Source organism: Fibrobacter sp. UWT2, assembly GCF_900142545.1.
In the GTDB taxonomy this organism is placed as follows: Bacteria; Fibrobacterota; Fibrobacteria; order Fibrobacterales; family Fibrobacteraceae; genus Fibrobacter.
In genome coordinates this window covers 13027-30298 of record NZ_FRBF01000001.1, presented here as the reverse complement: position 1 = coordinate 30298, position 17272 = coordinate 13027, and the positions used below count along the sequence as shown (strand labels likewise).

At 52.2% G+C, this 17272-nt stretch carries 13 protein-coding genes; 4 read left to right on the top strand and 9 right to left on the bottom strand.

What is annotated here, in order from left to right:
• The 5 genes from BUA40_RS00110 to BUA40_RS00090 all read right to left on the bottom strand — a co-directional run bounded on the left by BUA40_RS00110 (position 1) and on the right by BUA40_RS00090 (position 7691).
• Positions 1-2235 carry a fibrobacter succinogenes major paralogous domain-containing protein gene (locus BUA40_RS00110; RefSeq protein ID WP_143149634.1) on the bottom strand — a complete coding sequence of 745 codons (2235 nt, stop codon included), beginning with the start codon at positions 2233-2235 and terminating at the stop codon, positions 1-3.
• 154 nt (positions 2236-2389) lie between these two features.
• Positions 2390-3763: a hypothetical protein gene (locus BUA40_RS14295; RefSeq protein WP_072797067.1), complete on the bottom strand. Its 1374-nt coding sequence runs from the start codon at positions 3761-3763 to the stop codon at positions 2390-2392.
• 325 nt (positions 3764-4088) lie between these two features.
• Entirely contained in the window at positions 4089-4847 is a 759-nt protein-coding gene (locus tag BUA40_RS00100) for a ribonuclease HII (RefSeq protein WP_072797064.1), read from the bottom strand.
• Between the two features lie 3 nt (positions 4848-4850).
• Complete coding sequence (gene purN, locus BUA40_RS00095) at positions 4851-5441, bottom strand: phosphoribosylglycinamide formyltransferase (protein WP_072797062.1); 591 nt, start codon at positions 5439-5441, stop codon at positions 4851-4853.
• A 342-nt stretch (positions 5442-5783) separates the two neighbouring features.
• A complete protein-coding gene (locus tag BUA40_RS00090) occupies positions 5784-7691 on the bottom strand; it encodes a SulP family inorganic anion transporter (protein WP_072797059.1) in 1908 nt (635 codons plus the stop codon).
• Positions 7692-7821: 130 nt separating this feature from the next.
• On the opposite strand from BUA40_RS00090, the gene BUA40_RS00085 reads away from it, so the two are divergent.
• The 3 genes from BUA40_RS00085 to serC all read left to right on the top strand — a co-directional run bounded on the left by BUA40_RS00085 (position 7822) and on the right by serC (position 12101).
• Positions 7822-10095 (top strand): aconitate hydratase, encoded by a 2274-nt coding sequence (locus BUA40_RS00085; RefSeq protein ID WP_072797057.1) that lies wholly within the window; start codon positions 7822-7824, stop codon positions 10093-10095.
• 151 nt (positions 10096-10246) lie between these two features.
• On the top strand, positions 10247-10771 hold the full coding sequence (locus tag BUA40_RS00080; protein WP_072797055.1) for a hypothetical protein: 525 nt from the start codon (positions 10247-10249) through the stop codon (positions 10769-10771).
• Between the two features lie 223 nt (positions 10772-10994).
• Positions 10995-12101 carry a 3-phosphoserine/phosphohydroxythreonine transaminase gene (serC, locus tag BUA40_RS00075; RefSeq protein ID WP_072797053.1) on the top strand — a complete coding sequence of 369 codons (1107 nt, stop codon included), beginning with the start codon at positions 10995-10997 and terminating at the stop codon, positions 12099-12101.
• Between the two features lie 109 nt (positions 12102-12210).
• Here the strand turns inward: serC and BUA40_RS00070 are convergent, their stop codons facing one another.
• The 4 genes from BUA40_RS00070 to asd are packed head-to-tail and all read right to left on the bottom strand — an operon-like array spanning position 12211 to position 15161.
• A complete protein-coding gene (locus tag BUA40_RS00070; protein WP_072797051.1) occupies positions 12211-12543 on the bottom strand; it encodes a GerW family sporulation protein in 333 nt (110 codons plus the stop codon).
• Between the two features lie 23 nt (positions 12544-12566).
• On the bottom strand, positions 12567-13406 hold the full coding sequence (locus BUA40_RS00065; RefSeq protein WP_072797049.1) for a hypothetical protein: 840 nt from the start codon (positions 13404-13406) through the stop codon (positions 12567-12569).
• A 19-nt stretch (positions 13407-13425) separates the two neighbouring features.
• A complete protein-coding gene (locus BUA40_RS00060) occupies positions 13426-14292 on the bottom strand; it encodes a hypothetical protein (RefSeq protein ID WP_072797451.1) in 867 nt (288 codons plus the stop codon).
• 17 nt (positions 14293-14309) lie between these two features.
• Entirely contained in the window at positions 14310-15161 is an 852-nt protein-coding gene (gene asd, locus BUA40_RS00055) for an archaetidylserine decarboxylase (RefSeq protein ID WP_072797047.1), read from the bottom strand.
• Positions 15162-15357: 196 nt separating this feature from the next.
• Between asd and BUA40_RS00050 the strand changes: the two genes are divergently transcribed.
• Complete coding sequence (locus tag BUA40_RS00050; RefSeq protein ID WP_072797045.1) at positions 15358-17202, top strand: DNA topoisomerase IV subunit B; 1845 nt, start codon at positions 15358-15360, stop codon at positions 17200-17202.
• The last annotated feature ends 70 nt before the right edge of the window (positions 17203-17272 follow it).

Below are 17272 nucleotides of genomic sequence, written 5' to 3'. Positions count from 1 at the left end.
TTAGTCCTTTACGCAACGAACAGAGAAGCCGCGTTTCTTTTCGTTATAGCTGTCCGTTTCCAGAATCATGTTTCTTGAACGGAAGTCGAATGCGACGTAGCTTGCGGTAGTCGCGGGCTTCAGATCGCCTTCGTCGGCGGTCCAGAAGTTGGCAAAATAACTAACATCATCAAAAGTATGAGTACTAAAGGCAGCTACACTTGAGCTTGCATACACGCCATAGTAGGCCCCCGCAGGAATCACAGAGAAACCATACTCGTCAGTAGATCCGCCAGTCACAGCATCCGAAGAAGTGGTATTCCAGCCATAAGCAGACTTCAACACCTGGAGAGCATAGGCAGGAGACGTCGCGGTGGACATTTCCTTCACATAGTCAGCGAGAACGCCCCATTCAGCAAGGGTTGGAATGTGCCAGCCATCAGGACAAGCGCCACGATGCTTCTTGTCGACAACACCTGCGTCAGCAACAGAACTAGTGTGATACTTGGTATCAATATTCAATGCGGCAGCCCAAGTGTACAGACGGCCTGCAACATCGCAGTTCTCATCTTTACGCTCATAACAGTAGGTGTAAAGTTCTGCAAGGTCCGGATTGGAACGATCATAAAAGTTCAGGTTTTCGGCCATCCAAGTTTGATTGCCGATAGTCGTGGTCTTGTATTCCTTGCCATCACGATCGTCCTTTAAGGTGCCATACTTGTAATCGGCGTTGAAGTAATGGCTCTTGGGATAATCATAAACCCCAGCTAGAGTCCAATTTCCACTGTGGCAAATGTAATCTGTAGTTGTATAGGGTTTCGCACGGATTTCGCCTTCACGCGACTTTGTGCAGGCGTATTGCATAGAAATTTCACTAGCATGGATTTTTCTGTATATTGAACCATCGCAAGTAAGAGTATCTCCCAGGAACTTGCTGCTGGGAGCGGTATTGCGTTCAATGTATCCATCGCTCTTTTCCAAGCAAGAAGACATGCCGTATGCCTTAGCCATAAAGTGATAGACATACTTTTCAAAATCAGGAACATCCCCAATTTTTTCAAGATTTTCGCGAATCTTGGCTAAATCTGCACTATAAGCCCAGTCGGCCATGCCAATAATCACGGCCTTGTAGTTTTCGTCATCGCCCTCATCCCACTTGCCATCAGCTTCAAGACCGTTGGCGACATTAGCGATCAACTTGGAAACATCGGCGTCTGTGTTGTTTGCCAGCACAAGGAGCGAAACAGCAAGTAGCTTGGCGTCATCTTCGCCAGAACCAAAGACGGTCAAGTCTTCAAAGGAATGATTTACCTTGGGCATAAAGAAGGCTTCCATCACTTCCTGCTCAGCCTTGGCCTTGGCTGCAATCACGTTCTTGTACTGTCCAGACTGGGTAAAAAGATTGATGGTGCGACGCACCGCCAAATGGGTCAGCACATTGATGTTAGCCCCATCCTTTTCGCCAAGATCAACCAAAGCGCGAAGAGCTAGCTGACTGTCCGAAGACTTGTTGGTCACTTCATTCAGATAGAATCCGGATGCTTGCAAAAGTGCATATCTGGATTTCAAAGAAACCTTTGCCGAAGTATAGGCGCCCTTGTCATTGATGACCTCCCACTCAAAAGAAGTTCCCGTAGCATCCAGTTCGTCATCCAATTCAGAAACTTTGACTGCAGTTCCACTTGCATAGGGTCCCTTTTCGACAACACCGGTAAAAACCTTTTTGGAAATAGCAATGTTCTCAATTTCTTCATTGTCCCTAGGAACACTGGAGCTGGACTCCGCAACAGAAGAGGAGGACTTGCCCGACGAAGAAGATTCGGTTTTGCCTCCGGAATCGTCCTTGGGATTGGAATTCCCCCCCTTCGAAGAAGAAGATCCTTCGCTCTTTGAGTTCGAGGATTCATCCTTGGAACCACCATTCACAGACGAAGAAGATTCTACCTTCTGGAAACTAGAAGAAGATTCTACCTTCTGGGAACTGGAAGAAGGTTCTTCCGTCTCATGCCACTTGGAATTTTCACAAACATAGTAAACATCGTCGTCTTCAACGAAAACCACATGACCATCGCGCTTGCTATCGCACTTGCCAAGATCGTAAATGGATTCTACAGCCTCCACCCAGGAAGTTGAAGAATCTCCCTTGTCGTCAGAAGGATTTGAACTAGTCAAATCGCTGGAAGATTCATCGCCACAGGCAACAAACATCAAGGAGGCAAAGCCCAAAGCCAATAGAGACTTTTTCTTTAAAATCATAAAATAATCCAGATTATCAAGGATGTTGCCGGTACGCAGCTGGATGCCGAACTCGTCAAGTATTTCTTGACAATCCCCAAAGAAAGACTCTTTCAGTGCACTCCCGAACAGGTGAAATACTGAGAGCCGCAACTTTGGGAACGGTAAAAGGCATCTAGTTCGAGCAGGCGCCGTACTTGCCGATCTTGTGAATTTTGATGCTATTGACGGACGTAGTAACGCAGTTCCCTTCCAACGAAACAGGACACGAAACGCCAGCCTCGTCGTTGGAATACTTGAAGTGGATGGCCAGAACACTAGACAGCGCTCCATTAAAAGTCGGATAACTGATTTTTTGATCAATAGCCCAACTGGGTTGATGGAAAGTTTTCGTGTTAAATGCAAGATCCACCGTTTTGACGGTACCACTCGGCAAGGTCGCATACCAGGAGCTTCTTCCGTCACCAAAGCTCTTCAAAGTAAACGCAACCTTCTTCGTTGCAGAATAGGTGACACACATTCCTTCCCAATCGGACATATTTACGGAGGTTCCCGACGGGGACATATTGAAACCGATGGCGGCATAGGGATACGGAACGGCTTCCATATATTCCCCATTATACTCCCAGTCGTATACGAGGTCGATTTCTGCCGTGTACGCGCCCATCTCGGATCCCGTGTATACGGTGGAATATCCTCTATCAGCACTATCATCAAAACTGAACCACCAGCCCGAACTATCCTTCGTTTCCTTGTTGTCGTCAAAGAAGGTATATTCGTCAACGGTGTTGAAGAAGGTTCGAACGCGGTCACCGTAGGTGGATGTGTACATGATACCGTCTTCGAAGGTTACAACCTTTTCCTTTGGTCCGGAGCTGCTAGAAGACTCTGGCGTGGAGGTTTCCGAAGGATCTGCCTTGGTAGAGCTGGAAGAACCGAGGTTATCGACTTCATCGCCATCTTCTTCGTCATCATCGGCAATATCAAGCGCGGCCCCCAAAGCCGACCATTTCCAAGTCAAGGATTCAGGATCCATGGAACACGTATAAATCTGTTTTTTGGACTTGTCATAGGCATAGGTCTTTTGGGGATTTGCGATGGCCCAGCTTTGCGAGCATTCGTCCATATCCTCTATTTTGCTAACGGCAGGCGCCCACGTGTATGTCGTCATTCCCATACCCAAATCAATAGAAGCGCAAATATAATCGGATTTTTCTCCGGTCACTTTGACCGTTTCGCCAGAATTAGATTCAGCACAGGGGGACTGGAAAAGTTCAACCAGGCTTTTCACGGATTTAGAAGAGCTTTCGCTGGAGCCACTGCTGCTTGCAGGCTTGGCGACTTCGTTAGTTGCTTCACAAACTGCATTTTGAGCATCGTAAATTTCATCCAAAGTGCCTACCAAGCCAACGGTCTGATTAACCGTGCACTTACCGGCTTCGTAGGTCGCACTAAATCCCTCTACCGTTCCCGAGGCTTCGCAAACAGCCTTAGCAGTAACGTCATCCCCCATTTGAGAATAATCGGTAATTGTGGATTGCGAAACCATATTTCCATCCGCGCCAAACACATAGACGGTAGTCGTCGCAGTTCCATTTGCAGCCGTTTTTACAGTAACGGAGTTTCCCGTCTTGGTAACGGAGCACAAATCGTTCGTCGCGTCAGGGCCACTGCTGCTGGAATCACTCCCGCAGCCAAAAAGCCCTATACTAGCGGCACAAATTAAAGAAAAGACGCCGCTTTGTTTTTTTGTTTACAAAAGTTTGCAATATTATTCATGGGATTCCCCTATATTGATTAGCCCAAAAATAATTCCTGCAATCCTAAAAGTCAAGCAAAATGTTTGACGATATGCGTTTCATCACAATTGTACCTTAAAAAAGATCCAGCTCTGTCTGTAAGCTCTTGGGGTGAAAGCTTTTACGATGTTCAGGGGTCATGCCGAGACGGCGGATTGCGTCAAGGTGAGCCTTGGTTCCGTAACCGGCATGCTTGTCAAAACCGTAGCCGGGGAATTTCTTTTCCAGGTCGTCCATGTAGCGGTCACGGAAGACTTTCGCCAAAATCGAGGCCGCCGAGATACTTGCGATACGGCCATCACCCTTGACTACCGGAATTTGCAATTCTTCGGGGATTCCGTGAATCTTGAGGTTGCCGTCGACAGCAATTAAAGTGGTTAGTGGTTGGTGGCTAGTGGTTAGGGACGCAAAGGAGCCTTTCTGGAAAATCGGAATTTGGGGGACAGATTCGTGCAAACCGGGCATACCGAGAGCCTGCAAGGCTCGGCGCATCGCCAAAAAGTCCGCTTCCAGAATGTTCATGCGGTCAATTTCTTCGACCGAGGCGCTTGCCACGGCAAAGCAGGCGCAAGCATCTTGCACGTCCTGGTACATGGCTTCGCGCTTCGGGCGCGTGAGCTTTTTGGAATCGTTGAGTGTCAGGAGTGCGTCGGGCGCCTTAAGGACAGCGGCACACGCCACCACAGGGCCTGCCAAAGGGCCGCGACCCACTTCGTCAATGCCCACGACCACGGCATTCTCCCCCATCTGGGATGCAGCGAATTTGCGCATGGCAACTTCGCCATCGACAGGGAATTCAATTCCTTCGAGAAATGCCGGGACTTTGAATTTCATGAGTTACACGCCTATTTGAGCGGCATATTCCTTAATCGTCTTCCAGTAAAGGGCGTGTTCCTGCACCAGCACACGAGCAGCGAGCGTTTCAGGCGTATCGCCATCTTCAACTGGCACGCGGGTCTGCGCCAAGATTCGACCCTGGTCGATTTCTTCGCTCACCAGGTGAACCGTCGGGCCCGACTCCTTTTCGTTGGCGGCGATTACGGCCTCATGCACGTGAATTCCCCAGAAGCCCTTGCCACCGTACTTGGGCAAAAGCGACGGGTGAATGTTCAAGATGCGGTCCGGGAGCCTTTTAATGAGGCTTACCGGCAAGGCCTTCATGTAGCCAGCCAAAATCAGCAAATCGATATCGTAACGATCGATCACTTCTAAAAGTGCGGCTTCATAGGCAGCCGTATCGGGGTGGGTCTTACCAGAAATGTGGTAAACAGGAATCCCGTAAGATTCAGCATGACCGACAGCCCCGCAACCACCATTGTTAGTAATCAGGAATTTGCACTGGGCTTCGAGGTCGCCCTCGCCTATACGGTCAATTATTGCTTTAAAGTTGCTTCCACCACCGGAAGCCATGACGCCGATTTTAAACATGGCGCCAAAGATAGAAAAATAATCAAGGATTGTTTGAGACTAGCAGATATTCATCAGGACCAATCCAACTGCCCAGAAGGCAAGCAGATAGTTCACGATGAAGTGCCAAAAGATGTGCGTCCTTTCAGAACTCGTCAAAGCATGTCTCTTAACCATGCCCCTAATTTAGATATAACATAACTAAAATTAAAGAGACGGAAATCACACTGCGATTCCCGTCACACTTACAGACCGCTCGCGCCCAATCTTACTAAGTACGTACCCAAAGCGCTCGCTCTCGCAACCACGCCTCGTTAATACGAGGCGTTTGTCGCTCACAAACTTAAGAAAACCTTACAAAGATTACTTTGTTTTTTCTTCGATTTTCACGACCGGTTCGTCGAGCATTTTTTCGGCGATAACTTCCGGCGTTTCTTCGGCCACGGCAGCGTTCGATTCTTCGGGCATCCACGGCTTATCGAGGCTCTTTTCCCAAGAAACGGTAGGCGCCTGCGGCATTTCGTGCGAGGTATCCACAATCGGAAGGCCCAAGAGTTCGCGGGCACGATTAAGGGCAGCATCAATGTTTCCGAGGGCGTTTTCTTCGCCGAGCTGCTTGAGCACGCCGGCGCGAGTCAAGGCCACCACCGGCTGGGCATGCACGCCCGAGAGCAACAGCTGAGTGCCTTCGCGGTTGCAACGGTTGAGCAAGTCTTCGATCATCTGGATACCGGCGGCATCGATGCTAGACACGCTACGCATGCGCAGAATAAGAATCTTCGGCTTGTCGGAGATGCGGGCCATGGTATCCTTAAACTTGTCGACCGCACCAAAGAAGAGCGAACCGGCAAGTTCGTACACGGCAACGCCCTTCGGCACCTGGCGGCTAAGCTCGTTATGAGCAGCTTCTTCGTCGTCTTCTTTAAGGGCTTCAGTCACCGTTTCCACTTCGGCAACATCGCTCATGCGCTTAATGAAGAGCACTGCGGCCAAAAGCACGCCCACTTCGATTGCAACCGTCAGGTCGATAATCACGGTCAAGAAAAAGGCCACAAGCATCACAGCAACATCGCTCTTCGGGGCCTTGAACATCTTGATAAAGCTGCGATAGCCGCACATATTGAATGCCACCTGGAAAAGCACGGCGGCAAGCGCTGCCATCGGGATCATTTCGGCGTACTTACCGAGCACAAGCATAATGAGGAGCAAAACAACCGCGTGTACCAAGCCAGAAATCGGGCTCACGGCACCGTTACGGATGTTGGTTGCCGTACGGGCAATGGCACCGGTCGCCGGAATACCACCAAACATCGGGGAAAGCACGTTAGCGACACCCTGGCCGAAAAGTTCGGTATTCGAACGGTGCTTGGTCGAGGTCATACCGTCGGCCACCACGGCAGACAAAAGGGATTCAATAGCACCCAAAATGGCAATGGTCAAAGCCGGCTGGAACACCTTCTGCATCATTTCAAGGCTAATGTTTGGCAAATGCGGAACCGGGAAACCGCTCGGAATGTGGTTTTTCATGCCAATGGTCACCACGCCGTGGCCCGTAATCGGGTCATCCCAGCCCAAAACCTTCACCATGACGGTCGCCACAATAATGGCAATCAGGGAACCCGGAACTTTCGTCGTAATCTTCGGCCACAGAATGCAAACGGCCAAAGCCACAAGGCCCACAATCACGGCATAAATATTAACAGTATCAAGCGAAGAGGCGTAAAGCTTGATTTTGCCCACGGCATCGGCCGGGTCTTTGGAAAGGAAACGCAGGCCAAAGAAGTTCGGCACCTGGCCAAGAGCAATAATAATAGCGATACCGGCGGTAAAGCCTACGGTCACCGGATACGGGATAAACTTGATAATCGCGCCAAATTTGGCCAAGCCAAAGATAATCAGCAAGATACCGGCCAAAAGGGTGGCCGAAGCAAGACCGTCGTAACCGTACTGGCTCACGATGCCGTAGACAATCACAATGAATGCACCCGTCGGGCCGCCAATCTGGAAGCGGGAACCGCCCAAGAGCGAAATGGTAAAGCCCGCGATAATGGCCGTGTAAAGGCCCTGTTCCGGACCCACACCCGAAGCGATAGCAAACGCAATGGCAAGCGGCAAGGCCAAAATGCCCACAATCAGGCCCGACATGAGGTCGCTTACGAAGTTCTTCTTGTCGTAGCCCCTGCGGATCGTGCGAAACAGTTCGGGAGTAACGGTCGTCTTGACTCCAGCAAGGAAATTCTTGACGGAATCTTTGGCGTTTATATTGGACATGGGGGTTCTCCAATCTTAGGAACGCGGCCAAATTTAGGAAAATTTACACCCTTTGTTAAGGGTAAAAAAAAGCAACCAAATAATTTTCTATCTTTACGCCCGAAAATTCAACCTAAACCCCCAAGAGACTATGCTTTTCAATTTCGACATGATCCAGGGCGTCTACGCCCGCATTCCTGCCCGCGTTGAAGCTGCACGCAAGCAGCTGGGCCGTCCGCTCACCCTCGCCGAAAAGATTATCTACAGCCACCTGATCGATGGCGCCGAGAACAGGACTTATGAACGCGGCAAGGATTTTGCCGAATTCCACCCCGACCGCGTGGCCATGCAGGACGCAACCGCCCAGATGGCCCTTTTGCAGTTCACCACCGCCGGTAAGGCCCGCGTGGCAGTGCCGAGCTCCGTGCACTGCGACCACCTGATTATCGCCCGCGAAGGTGTCGAAAAGGACTTGCCCCGCGCCAAAGAAGAAAGCAAGGAAGTTTACGATTTCCTCCAGTCCGTGTCTGCCAAATACGGCATTGACTGCTGGCTCCCGGGCGCAGGCATCATCCACCAGGTGGTGCTCGAAAACTACGCCTTCCCGGGCGGAATGATGATCGGTACTGACTCCCACACCGTGAACGCTGGCGGTCTCGGCATGCTCGCGATTGGCGTGGGCGGTGCAGACGCCGTGGACGCCATGGTCGGCCTCCCGTGGGAACTCAAGTACCCGAAGATGATCGGCGTGAAGCTCACCGGCAAGCTCCAAGGTTTCGCTACCGCGAAGGACATCATCCTTAAGCTCGCAGGCATCTTGACCGTGAAGGGCGGCACCAATGCCATTATCGAATACTTCGGCGAAGGCGCACGCAGCCTCTCCGCAACAGGCAAGGCAACGATTGCGAACATGGGTGCCGAAGTGGGCGCAACATGCTCCACCTTCAGCTACGACGACTCCATGAGCCGTTACCTCAAGGTGACCGGCCGCGCCGACGTTGCCGCCGCCGCCGACAAGATTGCAGAACACCTCAAGGCCGACCCCGAAGTCGAAGCAAATCCGGAAAAGTATTTTGACCGCGTCGTGGAAATCAACCTGAGCGAACTCGTGCCGCACTTCAACGGCCCGTTCAGCCCGGACCGAGCTTTCGCCGTGACCGATATGGCAGAAAGCCTCAAGGCCACCGAAACCAAGCCGGAATCTACGCCGGTCGTAAGCGCCGCCCTCATCGGTAGCTGCACGAACTCCAGCTACGAAGATTTGTTCATGGCAGCCAACATGATCAAGCAGGCCCTCGCGAAGGGTCTCAGCCCGAAGTGCCCGCTCCTCATCAACCCGGGTTCTGAACAAGTGCGTTACACCGCCGAACGCGACGGCCTCATCGACTTGTTCAAGCAGTTCGGCGCCACCATCATGACTAACGCCTGCGGTCCTTGCATTGGCCGTTGGGACCGTGCCGGTGCCGACAAGAAGGAACTCAACACCATCGTCCACAGCTTCAACCGCAACTTCGCCAAGCGCGCCGACGGCAACCCGAACACGCACGCATTCGTGGCTAGCCCGCTCATGGCCGTGATTGCAGCGCTCAGCGGCGACATCCGCTTCAACCCGATGACCGACACTCTCGTGAACAATGAGGGTAAGGCCGTAAAGCTCGACCCGCCGGAACAGTGCGAACTCCCGCCGAAGGGCTTCGAAGTCAAGGACGCAGGCTACCAGGCTCCGGCAGAAGACGGTTCCAAGATTACCGTTTCCATCAACCCCGAAAGCAAGCGCCTCCAGGCTCTCGCTCCGTTCGCGGCTTGGGACGGCAAGGACATCGCCGGTGCCCCGCTCCTCATCAAGGCCAAGGGCAAGTGCACCACCGACCACATCTCCATGGCCGGTCCGTGGCTCAACTACCGCGGTCACCTCGAAAACATTTCGAACAACATGCTCATCGGCGCCGTGAACGCCTTCAACGGCGAAACGAACAAGGTTCTCTGCCAGTGCGGCAGCTACAAGGAAGTCCCCGAACTTGCCAAGATTTACAAGGCCAAGGGTACGGGCTCCATCGTGATCGGAGACGAAAACTACGGCGAAGGCTCCAGCCGCGAACATGCCGCCATGGAACCGCGCTTCCTCGGTGTGAAGGCCGTGATCGTGAAGAGCTTCGCCCGCATCCACGAAACGAACCTCAAGAAGCAGGGCATGCTCGCCCTCACCTTCAAGAACGCTGCCGACTACGACAAGATCCAGGAACAGGACGTATTCGACATCGTGGGCCTCACCAAGTTCGCTCCGGGTTCCGAGTTCACCCTCGTTGCTCACCACAAGGATGGCTCTGTCGACAACATCGCCCTGAGCCACACCTACAACGAACAGCAGTGGGCATGGTTCAAGGCTGGTTCCGCCCTCAACCTGATTCGTGCGAACAACAAATAAGAGCTTTATTCCGGCACCTAGCTCAAAAAACAACAAAAAAAGCTCACTTTTTGGATATTTGACAAAAACGTGACACTTTTACAAGATTTGTTTATATATATTGAGACTATGGTGCCGGTGTAGCACCCCAAAGTTTTTAAAAAGGATAATTATGCTTTCTTACGCTGAAGCCTACAAAATTGCAGCCGACGTCCACAAGAACCAGATGGACAAGGCCGGCGGCCCCTACATTGATTTTCTGCAGAATGTCGCAGATTACCTCAAAAACAAGGGTGAATCCGAAGAGGTTCAGACACTCGCCATTTTGCAGGACCTGATTACCGATACGACCAAGAAAACCCCTGAAGAAGTGATCGCCATGGGCGTTCCGGCCGACATGGTCGAAAAGATCCAGAAGATGACTTACCACAAGAACCAGGGCTGGATCGACGAATACAGCTGCAAGCTTATGGCCGAAGGTGTCCCCGCCGAAGAAGCAAACTACGAAGCCCGCGAAAAGGAATTCGTGAAGTTCATGGGCACCCTCAAGAACGACCCGCTGATGGCCAAGGCCAAAAGCGCCATTTTGAACGTGCTTCTGGAAGACAAGTACATCAAGCGTCAAGAACGCCGCGAACTCAAGACTAAGTTCCGCCTCAAGAAGTACCAGGCTGCAATCGAAGCCCTCGGCGTGTAATTTACAGTGTCATCCAGGCCCTTCGACACGCTCAGGGTAAACTCCGTCGAAGGATCTCAATCCATTAAGCCAAGCCCCGTCCATTCGGGGCTTTTTTTTATCCGCTCATCAAAATTTTTTATTGCTTTCAATGTAGCCGAAAAAGCCGTATTTTGCTATTTTTACGCGCGTAATTTAAGAGTCCCCGTAAACCATGCGGGGCAAAACAAAAAGGAACACAACCATGGCAAATAAAGTCTATAACTTTAGCGCAGGACCGTCTGTCCTGCCCGAACAGGCACTCAAGGAAGCATCTGCTGCATGCATCGACTTCGAAAACAGCGGCATCAGCATTCTCTCCATGAGTCACCGTTCAAAGCCGATTGAAAACATGTTCGCCCAGACGGAACAGTACCTCCGTGAATTGATGGGCATCCCTGAAGACTACGACATCGTTTTCCTCGGTGGTGGTTGCTCCCTTCTGTTCTGCATGCTCCCGATGAACTTCCTCGACCAGGACGCTACGGCAGACTACGCTCTGACCGGTGTCTGGGCAAACAAGGCTTACAAGGAAGCTAAGCAGTTCGGTAACGCTCTCGCCGCTTGCGACACCAAGTCTGAAACTTACAGCCGCATCGACAAGAACCTGAAGCTTTCCGACAACGCTAGCTACCTCCACGTGACTGCCAACAACACCATCTACGGTACCGAATGGCACAACTTCCCGAAGCCGAAGTCTGGCTTCCTCATGGCTGACGTGAGCTCCGACTTCCTCGCCCGTAAGATCAACGTGTCCGACTTCGGCGTTGTGTACGGTGGCGCCCAGAAGAACATCAGCTGCGCTGGCGTGACTGTTACCATCATCAAGAAGGGCCTCCTCGGCAAGGTGAACCGCACCATCCCGACCATGCTCAACTTCCAGACTCACATTGACGCTGCCAACATGTTCAACACACCTCCGGTATTCGCCGTGTACGTGATGAACCGCACCCTCAAGTGGCTCAAGGAATTCGGTGGCGTGGACGCTATCGAAAAGGTGAACCGCTCCAAGGCCGCTCTCCTTTACAGCGCCCTCGACAACTCCAAGGTGTTCGTCGGTACCGCTGCTAAGGAAGACCGCTCCATCATGAACGTTCCGTTCGTGTTCAACAAGGACGTGGTTGCCGCTGACAAGGCTGACGATCTCGCCAAGGAATTCCTCGAATTCGCTAAGGCTCGCGGTCTGCAGCAGCTCAAGGGTCACCGCTCCGTGGGTGGCTTCCGCGCATCCATCTACAACGCTATGCCGGTCGAAGGCGTTCAGGCTCTCGTTGACTGCCTCGGCGACTTCGAAAAGAAGGTTCTCGGTTAATTAATCCGAACCCTCTCGAAACAATTCAAAAAGCCTCGGTGAAAACCGAGGCTTTTTCGTTTATAAAATCGATTAAGATAGCTTCCCCACTTCGAGGGTCGCAATGACGTTATTGGTCTTCGCTCTTCTTGAACTTGTTCACCACGTCAGGTACAATGTCCATGACCTTGGAGACAAGCGAACTGTCCTTGCTGATGGGCATCACGCGCACATCGTCACCCTTAATCACGAGGAATGCGACCGGTTCCACCGAGGCGCCACCGCCAGAGGCAGAAGTATCACCCTTGGACTGGTGACCACCAAAACCGAAGCCCACCGACACGCGGCTCACGGGCACAACGGTAGATTCACCGGCCTGAATGGGGTTACCGATAACCGTTTCCGCCTTAGTGATGAAACGGAGCTTTTCCAAAAGAGTTTCTGCAAGTTTTTCAATAGCCATGTCTTTAATATAACAAATAAAAGTTAAAAACGCGCCTCAAAAATGCGGTCGCTGGCGGTAAAGAACGTGCGTTCCAAGTCCGGCCAAGACATATAGCCCCAGACAACAGCGACTCGCCCACCAGACAAACGACTTGCGATTCCGTAAGAGCCTTCGCCCGCTTCAAAGTAAACGCAGTCATTTGCGGGAACAATTTCGTTCGGAGTCACCTGCTTAAGGCCCGACACCCACTTTTCAAACGCATCCGATTCTACCTGGTCCCAGCTGCGGGCCACATTCCAGCGCAAGTTACCGTCGCGGTAGCTTTGCACCAGCACCGGGAAGCTCGCCTTGACGCCCAAGAAGAATCGGGTTTCGATCGAGGCGCGCCCCTGTTCGCGGTGTTCAAAAGGCAAGCTCAAGAACGCCTGTGGGAATCCGCCATGGTAGCCCGGGAACTTGCGCACGTAATCTTCGAGGTCGGCGCGCTCGTAACGGCGGTAACTGTCATGCCTAAAGATAAAGATGCGCTTGTCGGCGCGGAAACTCTGTTCCAAGAAATTGCCCCTCAGAATTGGGATGCTGCCTTGGAAGTGTCCGCTGTTCATGTAATAATCCAGCGCGTACACATCGCTTTTGAATTCAAGCACCGTCACACCGAGCGTATCGCCGAGCATAATGGCGTAGCGGTATTCGTAGCGGCGTTCCAGCGAAGGAATTTCGGCATTTTTCGAAGAATCGGCCTTGAACGATGCCGGACTCAGACGCTTGTAGGCAATCGAGGAATAATCAATCGGTTTTTCCACTTTCTTTTGGCAGCCCGCCACAAGCGCGACCACACTTGCGACTAGAGCCATCTTAAAGAATCGAGAAGAAAAACGCATAGCCACAATTTAGTAAAAATCATTCCGCGTAGCTGCAATATTCCCGCAGGGGGCATTTGCGGCAACGGTCGGTAGAAAGTCGGCAAATAAAGCCGTCAGTTCCGTCTTCCAAGTAGAACTGCAGGCTATGTGCGGCCACGTAGGCGGTCAAGGCGTCAACCTTCGACTTTTTCACCTCGACATTATCGGACTGTTCCATCAAATGCTGTACAAGTGCCACATACATGTCCGTCGCAAGCTTTTGCTTTTGAGCGGGCTCCAAGTCCGCAAAGCCGTCGCTTGCAGGCCCTAGAATCGAGAGGTAGCGGCGAGCGCCCATGGTCAGCGGCAAGGGCGGCCATTTAGGCGAAGGCGCACAGTCGAGCGAAAGCCCCACCGGAGCGGGCGCGAGCAAGCGGTAAATCGCGGCGCAAACTTTCGGGCGCGGGTTTCCCTTGCCCATAAAGTAAATCTCGCCTAAATCGCGCCAGATTTCTTCGGGCGTGCGGGACCAGAGCCATTCCTGCAAATTTCCATGCCGGCGAACAAACAGACCGACACTCCAGAAAATTCCCGCCACATTTTCGAACATGGACCAGGTGCGGCAACCGAATGCAGATTCTACGCAAGCTTCAATATCCTGCGCCTTCGGCACCGGCAGCGTCCAGAGTTTTTCGCCAGGGAACTTTTCGTTCAGCGCCTGCAAAAGCGTCACAAATTCCGGGAAGCTGACATCTTGAAAAAGCGCCGTTCCTAAAAGCGTCCAGGCGATGCGTTCGTTCGCACCCTTTTCTTGCTTTGCGACCGTAAGGACCGGGTCATCAATTCGAGCAAACAACCGCACGAATTCCGCCGTCGCCTTGAACAACGCGGGCTCATCGTGAATAAATCGCTTGACCGAAACCATCGGCAAAACCTAAAATATTAGAGGGCCTCGCCCACCTTCACGGCAGTTCCTACGCGGCTCTGGAAGAGTCCCGGATTCCTTTCGCGGATTTTCTTGTCGACCACGAGGATCACGGTGCTGCCCATTTCGAAGCGGCCAAGTTCGCCACCCTTTTCCACGGTGATTTTCTGAGCGGGTTTCCAGTCGTAGCGCTTGCAGTTGCGCGGAAGCTTGCCCGCATTCACCAAGAGTTCGTCCGTGTAGGCGACACCGATGCGGCCCACGTTCGTGGCACCGACCTTGACCACCAGCATTTCAGAACCATCGTCCAAGCGGATATGGCTCGTGAGGCGTTCGTTGATGCAGAACAGGCCTTCCACGCGTTCCACGCTGCCGACATTCACCGGCCAGAGTGTACCCGGGCAGTAGCTTGCGCCCACCACTTCGCCCTTCACGGGGCTATGAATGCGGTGGTAGTTGAACGGAGCAAGGTAAATCGTCGCGAAGGCGCCACCTTCAAAGCGGGCAGCCATTTCTTCGTCGCGGAGCAGGTCCTTGAGCGTATAAGTCTTGCCCTTCGCCTGAATCAATTCCTGCTTATCGTCAAAAGTTGCCGTCTGCGAAAGCACGCCATCCACCGGCGACACAATTTCGGAATCAGCAATCGGGCGCATACCCGGCTTGAGCCTACGGATAAAAAGTTCGCCAATGTTGGCGTAATGATCAATCGGGAATTCCGATTCTTCCATATTCAGCTTGTAGTAACTCGCAAAAGCATTACGCATTGCCTTCGAAATCACAGGCAACTTGAGGCGAGTCAAAGCACCGAAGGCACGGCTAGCGGCATTCTTCGGCAACAACTTCATAAAGACATAAAAAGCAGTATTCATACGGGCTAAAAGTAGAAAAATCCAACTTGTTGGTCATTGACCGCCCCTGATTCATTATTAATAGCAAACAAACTGCACACTTGCACACTAGTTGTATTTTTTGTATATTGTGTCTGGAACGATTTTGACACTCAGCTGTCAAAAAAATTGTTTATCTTTGTACCGACTTAAATTTTAACGAGAGTTTCTAATTACTATGGCAGCAGCAAAGTATACCGAAGACAGCATTAGAACACTGGAATGGAACGAACATATCCGCGAACGTCCGGGTATGTACATCGGCAAGCTCGGCGACGGCAACAGCCCCGACGACGGCATTTACGTGCTGGTCAAGGAAATTATCGACAACTCCATCGACGAATTCGTGATGGGTGCCGGCAAGCAGATTATCATTGACATCGAAGACCACAGCGCCCGCGTACGTGACTATGGCCGCGGCATTCCGCTGGGCAAGGTCATTGACTGCGTATCGAAGATTAACACCGGTGGTAAGTACGACTCCGAAGCCTTCCAGAAGTCTGTGGGCTTGAACGGTGTGGGTACCAAGGCGGTGAACGCACTTTCGACCAAGTTTATCGTCAGGAGTTTCCGCGACGGCCGCGTCAAGGAAGCCGAATTCAGCAAGGGCAAGCTTGTCCGCGAAGAACGCGAAAAGAATACGACAGAAAAGAACGGTACCGAAATCTATTTCGAACCGGATGCCAGCATTTTCAAGAATTTCCGTTTCTTGCCGGGCTATATGGAAGAAAAGGTATGGAACTACGCCTACCTGAACAACGGCCTTTCGCTGGTGATGAACGGCAAGACCTACAACAGCCCGAACGGCCTTCTGGACCTGTTGCAGAACCACGTGGACGATTCTATCCGCTACCCGGTGGCCCATTTTAAGGCAAACGACATCGAAGTCGCCTTTACACACGGCAACCAGTACGGCGAACACTACTACAGCTTTGTGAACGGTCAGCATACCACGCAGGGCGGTACGCACCAGCAGGCCTTCCGCGAAGGTATTGTGAAGGGTGCCCGAGACCACTTCAAGAAGGACTTGGACCCGGCCGACGTACGTAACTGCATTATCGGCGCCATCTCCGTACGCATTCAGGAACCGGTTTTCGAATCGCAGACCAAGACCAAGCTCGGCTCGACGACAGTTGCTCCGGGTGGCGCCCAGCTGCGTACCTGGATTGTAGACTACGTGGCCTCGCAGCTCGACAACTACCTGCACAAGAATCCGGAAACTGAAAAGGCACTTTTAAACCGCATTACGCAGAACGAACGCGAGCGCAAGGAAATCGCGGGCATCAAGAAGCTCGCGAACGACCGCGCGAAAAAGGCGAACCTGCACAACCGCAAGCTCCGCGACTGCAAGATTCATCTGACCGATGCAAAGAACGCGCTCAACCGCGAAACCATGATCTTCATTACCGAAGGTGACTCTGCTTCGGGTTCCATTACCAAGGCTCGTAACGTGCAGACGCAGGCCGTGTTCAGCTTGCGCGGTAAACCGCTCAACAGCTTTGGCATGACCAAGAAGGTGGTGTACGAAAACGAAGAATTCAACCTGCTGCAGCACGCTCTCGATATCGAAAACGGTCTCGAGAACCTCCGCTACGACAAGGTGATTATCGCGACCGATGCCGATGTGGACGGTATGCACATTCGTCTGCTCCTGATGACCTTCTTCTTGCAGTTCTTCCCCGAACTCGTGGAACAGAAACACCTGTTCATTCTGCAGACGCCGCTTTTCCGCGTGCGTAACAAGCAGGTGACCAAGTACTGCTACGACGAAACGGAACGCGACAGAGCTGCCAAGGAAATCGGCAAGACCGGTCTCGAAATCACTCGATTCAAAGGTCTAGGCGAAATTTCTCCGGAAGAATTCGGCCAGTTCATCGGCGAAGACATGCGCCTTGAAACGGTGGTGCTTCCGCCCGATGCCTCGTTCGGCAAGATGCTCGCCTACTATATGGGCAACAACACGCCGCAGCGTCAGGACCACATCGTGCAGAACCTCCGCGCCGAAGCCGTGGAAGAGCTGTAGCCCTACAACTTGTCATTCCCGCGCAGGCGGGAATCAGCTTTTCTACTTAAGCAAAAAAAAGCGAGCCTTT

What these genes read in the sequence shown, in the direction of transcription:
- serC (WP_072797053.1), top strand. Translation starts at nt 10,995, where the DNA reads ATGGCAAATAAAGTCTATAACTTTAGCGCAGGACCGTCTGTCCTGCCC.
- BUA40_RS00090 (WP_072797059.1), bottom strand. Translation starts at nt 7,691, where the DNA reads ATGTCCAATATAAACGCCAAAGATTCCGTCAAGAATTTCCTTGCTGGA.
- BUA40_RS00100 (WP_072797064.1), bottom strand. Translation starts at nt 4,847, where the DNA reads ATGAAATTCAAAGTCCCGGCATTTCTCGAAGGAATTGAATTCCCTGTC.
- BUA40_RS00060 (WP_072797451.1), bottom strand. Translation starts at nt 14,292, where the DNA reads ATGGTTTCGGTCAAGCGATTTATTCACGATGAGCCCGCGTTGTTCAAG.
- BUA40_RS00085 (WP_072797057.1), top strand. Translation starts at nt 7,822, where the DNA reads ATGCTTTTCAATTTCGACATGATCCAGGGCGTCTACGCCCGCATTCCT.
- BUA40_RS00110 (WP_143149634.1), bottom strand. Translation starts at nt 2,235, where the DNA reads ATGATTTTAAAGAAAAAGTCTCTATTGGCTTTGGGCTTTGCCTCCTTG.
- asd (WP_072797047.1), bottom strand. Translation starts at nt 15,161, where the DNA reads ATGAATACTGCTTTTTATGTCTTTATGAAGTTGTTGCCGAAGAATGCC.
- BUA40_RS00070 (WP_072797051.1), bottom strand. Translation starts at nt 12,543, where the DNA reads ATGGCTATTGAAAAACTTGCAGAAACTCTTTTGGAAAAGCTCCGTTTC.
- BUA40_RS00050 (WP_072797045.1), top strand. Translation starts at nt 15,358, where the DNA reads ATGGCAGCAGCAAAGTATACCGAAGACAGCATTAGAACACTGGAATGG.
- BUA40_RS00065 (WP_072797049.1), bottom strand. Translation starts at nt 13,406, where the DNA reads ATGCGTTTTTCTTCTCGATTCTTTAAGATGGCTCTAGTCGCAAGTGTG.
- purN (WP_072797062.1), bottom strand. Translation starts at nt 5,441, where the DNA reads ATGTTTAAAATCGGCGTCATGGCTTCCGGTGGTGGAAGCAACTTTAAA.
- BUA40_RS00080 (WP_072797055.1), top strand. Translation starts at nt 10,247, where the DNA reads ATGCTTTCTTACGCTGAAGCCTACAAAATTGCAGCCGACGTCCACAAG.
- BUA40_RS14295 (WP_072797067.1), bottom strand. Translation starts at nt 3,763, where the DNA reads ATGGTTTCGCAATCCACAATTACCGATTATTCTCAAATGGGGGATGAC.